The organism is Roseofilum sp., from assembly GCF_982964205.1.
This window is the reverse complement of sequence record NZ_CEZBFX010000182.1, coordinates 1-5,944: the sequence shown is the minus strand read 5'-3', so window position 1 is coordinate 5,944 and position 5,944 is coordinate 1. Positions and strand designations below refer to the sequence as shown.

Below are 5,944 nucleotides of genomic sequence, written 5' to 3'. Positions count from 1 at the left end.
CATTTGATAAAAATGTGGGCAGTTTTAAGATGCGTCCGATAGTGACTGAAGAAGAAACGAAAAAGCAGAAAGTCCCAGAATCCAATTCGGTTTGGGGTTTAATCGGTTTGGGTGCTTTTGGAGTCTGGAAATTTATGGGTTTGAGGAATCGGAAGTAGTTAGAGTTGAAGTCAGAAGTTATCTCAAATCCGAATAATTAGTTACAGTATGTCATTGCGAAGGTCGCGCCAGTAGAATGAAGTAATCTCGATTGTCTCCCAATCTTGGCGATTGCTTCCCTCCGGTCGCAATGACAACTCTTTAAGCGGATTTGATATTAAATTCAGATGTGAGTCAATCCGTAAGGTGGGCATTGCCCACCCTACTTCATTGTTATTTGAAATGACTATACTTACCGTGATTCAATTAACAAAAATAATTTACACCCTATTATTTACGCTCAGTATCATTATCATTAATCCTTGGGGAAGCAGTCGGGGAGAAATCTGGACTCAACCCAAATGTGCGGTACTGGCTCTGATTGTCATCTGCAATCTCTACTTACTGTGGAAAAATTGGGACACTCTACACATTCCCAAGAGTTGGTTTACCTGTAAACTTCTCTGGGAAATATTTCTGTTGATTGGATTCATTTCTACTCTCCTGAGTCCGTTTCCGATTCGCTCTCTATTCGGTCAAGATCAGATGGGAGATGGTTGGCTCTACTGGTTGCTTGTCGCAGCTTTCACTCTCAGTAATACCCTGGTTTTAAGACGATATCCACAACTATTGCCCGCTCAACTCTACGGTTTTCTCATCGGTGGCATTATTCTGGCTTTGAGTACGTTTCCCCAACTGATCGACTGGCGCATTGACTACACGGCAACCACCGGACAATTACTGCGAGATAATATCCTAGTGAGCACTATTTTTCAGAATCATCAACCCATCGGTTTCTACTCCCATCGCGGTCATGCTGCATTTGTGCTGGCAGCCATTGGCGTGATGACTCTTGCTTGCAGACAGCTCAGATGGGTGTCGTTGCCAACAACAGTGACGATAATTATTCCCATTATAATCGCTCTTCTTTTAGCCAATACTCGGATGGCTCTTGTTGCTTTCATCGTCGGGATTTTATACTTGTCAGGAAGGAAATACTATCGACGAGTAATCCCCATTATTTTAGTTTTTATACTAATGATTGGGGTCATGACTACCACCAGACAAATTTCAGGTTTGTCTGGGATTAAACAAATGACTTCAGACCGAATATACCTGTGGGAGTTAGCCACTCGTGGCATCAGCAAACGCCCTTTATTTGGCTGGGGTTTCAATGGTTTCGGCATTGCTTATCCCTATATCCGATCGCTAAAAAATACTCCCCATGTCGTCCGTTTGGGTCATTTAAGTTACGATGTAGTGAGGGAAAATGGCAACTTGCATACTGTACCTTTGATTACCTATAAAGCTCATAATCTAATTTTGGATACAATTTTATCAGTGGGAATTTTGGGAATGCTATCTTATACGGCATTGTGGGGATATGGTATTTTCCTGCTTGTCCGATCGCCAAACCGAAAAATGTTGGCAGTAGCGATCGCCTATTTAGTTTTCACTGTAACCTGGTTTGAATGCGCTCAATTTACCCATATAGCTTGGTGGACACTATCGGTAAGCGTGAATACAAGCAGTAAACCTATAGCAGAGTAACCTAAGAAGCCACCTCACTGGTATTCGTAATCCCCAATACCTGAGTAAATCCACCTCTAGCTTGAGTCACGCCGATCGCGCGCTCCGAGGCTTCAATCATGGGACGACGGAGACTGACGACGATAAATTGGGCACTGCCCAAACTTTGTTTTTTAATCATCTTCGAGAGCCGTTCCACATTCGCGCCATCGAGGAACATATCTACTTCATCAAAAGCATAGAACGGGGAAGGACGATAGCGCTGGAGGGCGAAAATAAAGCTCAGAGCCGTTAAGGATTTTTCTCCTCCAGACATCGATGCCAGACGTTGCACGGGTTTACCTTTGGGATGGGCAATTAAATTCAGTCCGCCACTAAAGGGATCTTCAGGATTATCCAGTTGCAGATGTCCATCCCCTTCCGAAAGTTCGGCAAAGATCTGTTGGAAGTTTTCATTCACGGCATCAAAGGATTCCATAAACGCCCGAAAGCGCAGAGTCGTAAAATTTTCTACCCTGAGTAAGAGTTCTGTACGCTCTTTTTCTAGAATCGCCAGTTTTTCGCTGAGAGCTTCCAGGCGTTCGGTGGTATGTTCGTATTCTTCGATCGCCAACATATTCACCGGTTCCAAGGCTTGCAGTTGTTTTTGCAGTTGGCGCAAAGTTTGTTCGAGTTCCTTCATCTTCAGTTTTTCCGGAACTTCGGGCAAGGGAACGGGCAACTCGGCTTTCACCTCTTGAATCTGGTTTTGCAGCGCAATCAGATTTTGGCGACGGGTATTTTGGTTTTCCGCCAGTTTCTGTTGTTGCCATTGCAATTGTTGACGGTTGAGATGCAATTGGCGCAAATTCTCTTCCACCGCATCCCGTTGTTGTTTTTCCGCCCCTAGGGTTTCTTCCAGGATCGCCAATTGCCCCGTTGTTTGCGCCATCTGCCCCTTAATATCCGCCTGTTGGCGACGAATGCGGGTATTTTGGCTCATAGTGGTAGACTCATTCTGCTTGAGTTCGTTCACCCGCTCTAAACCTTGGCGAATTTTCTCATTGGTGCGATCGCGTTTTTTATCCAATTCCTGTAACTGTTGTTCGCATCCTCTCAGAGCCAGTTCTCGCCGATCTAACACACTTTCCTTTTCCCGCAGTTGCTCTTGAATCGCCTGCCACTCCTTCGGTGCTTGATTTTCTTCCAACTGAGCCAAAGACTGCCGATACTCATCCAGTTGGCTCTGTTGTTGAGGCAGTTCCCGATTCAAGTACTCTAAACGGGTGCGAGTTTGATTCAAGTCCTGTTCCGTTTGACTTAAAAGCTCCCGAGCGCGATCGCATTGTTGCCGATCGCTTTGGATCTGTTTTCGGCATTGCTCCAGTTGCAGTTGTTTTTCCCGGTGCTGCCCCCTAACCTCCATCAACTCCGCAGAGGCTTCTTTTGTCGCGTCTGACAAACGTCCCTGTTCAACTTCAATTTGAGCCAAAAGTCCTTCAATCTCATTTATCCGGTCTGCTAGCGCCCTCTGCTGGGCTGATTCAGAACTAGCTGCACCCATACCCAAACGCAGGCTCGATCTCTGGGACTGACTGCCCCCAGTCATCGCTCCAGAGGCTTCGAGCAGTTCCCCCTCTAGGGTAACCATGCGCAGATTGCCAATATGGGATTGAGCGGCGTTGAGGGTGGCAAATACGGCAGTACTGCCAAAAACATAGGCAAAGATCGTGTCATAACGAGGATCGCATTGAATCAGATTGACCGCGTAGTCGATAAAGCCTTCAGCGCTGAAACCCTTATCTGGACGGCGACCGGGGCGAATCTTATTCAAGGGTAAGAAAGTCGCGCGTCCAGCTCGTTTTTGTTTCAGCAGAGCGATCGCCTGGGCAGCTACGTTATCATCTTCTACAACCATATTTCCCAACCGCGACCCCGCCGCAATTTCCAAAGCCAACTGATAGCGAGAATCCACTTGACCTAAACTAGCGACTAACCCATGAACGCCAGGGATCTGGGTTTGCATAATCAGTTTACTGGCGTAAGTTCCCGCCGCTTCTTGCTGGGCTTGTACTTGCGCCTCTAGTTTATCGAGTTGTCGTTGTTTGTCCCGTTGTTCATTCAGCAATCTTTTCTGGGTTTGCTGCTGGGTTTGCTGGTCATATTCTGCCGTTGAAAGGGTTTGAGCCACCACCTGAATGCGCTGGGATAACTCAATCACTTCCACTTCTAACCCGGTTGCCCTTTCATGTTGGCTGGCAATATTCGGTTCTAGGGTGGCAATGCGAGTATTCTGCTCTTCTAGGGTACGGGTTAACTGGCTTTGGCGCTCGGTTAGTTGCGCTTGTTCGGTGCGTTGGGGTTCTAGGGTTTTGAGAATCTCTTCGATATTGTGATTCAAAGCCGTTTGTCGATCTACCCATTCTTGAGATGCAGAGGCGATCGCCTGGGCCTGTTCCCGCGTTTGGGTTAAACTAGCCTGAGCTTCATCCCGACTATCTTGCAATCCCGACAAAGCCTGAGTTTCTAAATTATATTGATGTTGCAGACTTTCCAGAGTTTGCCGGTCTTGATGAATGTCATGTTCCGTTTTTTCTCGTTGATGTTTTAACTGTTGTTCCGTGCTTTCGAGTTCCTGTTGCCGAGTTTCCAGTTGACTCAGTTGGGCTTGTTGCGTCGCTAACGTAGACTGGAGCGCTAATAACTGTTCTTCCCCCAAAGACTTCACCCGCGCATTCAATCCATCGAGTTCTTCACTCACCTGGGAAATTTGAGTATTCAGCGCTTCTAAGTTATCCTGAAATTCTCCTTGAGTGCGATCGCCCGCTTCAATCGCTTCCCTCAGTTTTCCTTCCTCCGCTCGTAAAGAGCGCCAGCGCAATACCACTTCCCACTCCTGTTTCTGCAACAGTTCTGTGCGTAGGGTTTGATACTTTTCCGCTTTCGCTCGGTCTTTGGCAAGGCGATCGCGCTGAGAAATTAACTCCTGTTCTATAATCCGAGAATTCTCCTCCTTCTCCTTAACTTCCGCTAACTTCTCCTTCGCCAAATCAATCTTACGGTCAAACTGAGCCACCCCCGCCAACTCATCAATAATTTCCCGTCTCGCCTTCCCATTCATGGAGATAATACTCGTCACATCCCCTTGAAGCACCACATTATAGCCTTCCGGATAGATTCTCAGCCGGTTCAGATGCTCATGTAACTGAGTTAAGGTGCAAGCCTCCCCATTCATATAATAGGTTGACGTATAAGTTCCGGCTGGCGTAACCCGCAGGCGGCGCGTAATCTTCCATTCCGGGTCTAATTCTATCTCCCCCTCTGGATCTTCTTCCTCCTCCCAGATACTGCGCTCCACATCCGAGACATCCAACGTCACCGTCACACTCGCTTCCACCGTCGCTTTCCGTTTCTCTCCCTTCGCATGGTTTACCAGATCTGGCAGCCGTTCCGCTCGCATCCCCTTAGAGCTGGATAAGCCCAAACAAAACAGCAGCGCATCTAAGATATTAGACTTTCCCGACCCATTCGGCCCCGAAATCACTGTAAACCCAGGTAACAACGGCACAGTCGTTGTTCCCCCAAAGGATTTGAAGTTGGTCAGTTGCACGCCCTTAACGTGAACCATAGGATTGAGTGTTTAGACGGATTTAGGTTATTTAAATAAGATTAGCGTAGGATTGGCGAGAATGGACAAGGGATGCTCACCCATCCCAAATCTTTACTTTCATCAATTTGGTGCAGATCGATAGTCGATTTTAGATATATTCAACACTGCCATACACCTCGACGGGTAGTAAAACTTCATAAATCAGAATAATTCTTTTTATGATTTAAGCTGACTATAGGCATGATTTTACCCCAAAGATTAAAAAGATTAATATGATAAATCAGTAGGCGATCGCTATACTGAATCATGAGGCTGTGAGCAGTGAACGAGTGGTTAAAATATCGTTCTTGGTTAAGGTTTTTACAGCAGAGATGGGAACTGTGACCACTTTGATCGATTCACCAACTGCATTGAAAACTTCCAGAGTGCAACCGGTTTCGCCGCCGTCGGGGTGGGGAATAAAATCGATGAGGGTGGCGATATCTCCTTGATACATTCCGTATTCTGGAAGGTCTTGGATTAAGGCAATTTCTTGATAAAGTTCTAGACTCATGGGTTTATGCTCGATAAGGTTTTAGAGTGACAAAATAAAATTGACTATCGATGGATCGTTGTAACCAAATAGTAGCCACAAGTAATTTACAATCGTTTACTCCTTCAAGTTCGCCGATCGCTTGATAATATGTA

General features: G+C 46.3%; 3 protein-coding genes. 1 reads left to right on the top strand and 2 read right to left on the bottom strand.

The genetic code is table 11. From position 1 onward, the window contains the following. Positions 1-381: 381 nt before the first annotated feature. Positions 382-1,689 (top strand): O-antigen ligase family protein, encoded by a 1,308-nt coding sequence (locus AC3A14_RS23740; RefSeq protein WP_318734027.1) that lies wholly within the window; start codon positions 382-384, stop codon positions 1,687-1,689. Position 1,690: 1 nt separating this feature from the next. Here AC3A14_RS23740 and smc read toward each other — a convergent pair whose 3' ends face one another. Both smc and AC3A14_RS23730 read right to left on the bottom strand, forming a co-directional pair. Further along, entirely contained in the window at positions 1,691-5,275 is a 3,585-nt protein-coding gene (gene smc, locus AC3A14_RS23735; protein ID WP_318734029.1) for a chromosome segregation protein SMC, read from the bottom strand. Positions 5,276-5,561: 286 nt separating this feature from the next. Then, the gene (locus tag AC3A14_RS23730) at positions 5,562-5,810 is read right to left on the bottom strand and encodes a DUF4926 domain-containing protein (RefSeq protein ID WP_318734031.1); all 249 of its coding nucleotides are present in this window, start codon (positions 5,808-5,810) and stop codon (positions 5,562-5,564) included. Positions 5,811-5,944: the final 134 nt, after the last annotated feature.

Excerpts from the sequence above, each read along its gene's own strand:
- AC3A14_RS23740 (WP_318734027.1), top strand. The coding sequence starts at position 382 with ATGACTATACTTACCGTGATTCAATTAACAAAAATAATTTACACCCTA.
- smc (WP_318734029.1), bottom strand. The coding sequence starts at position 5,275 with ATGGTTCACGTTAAGGGCGTGCAACTGACCAACTTCAAATCCTTTGGG.
- AC3A14_RS23730 (WP_318734031.1), bottom strand. The coding sequence starts at position 5,810 with ATGAGTCTAGAACTTTATCAAGAAATTGCCTTAATCCAAGACCTTCCA.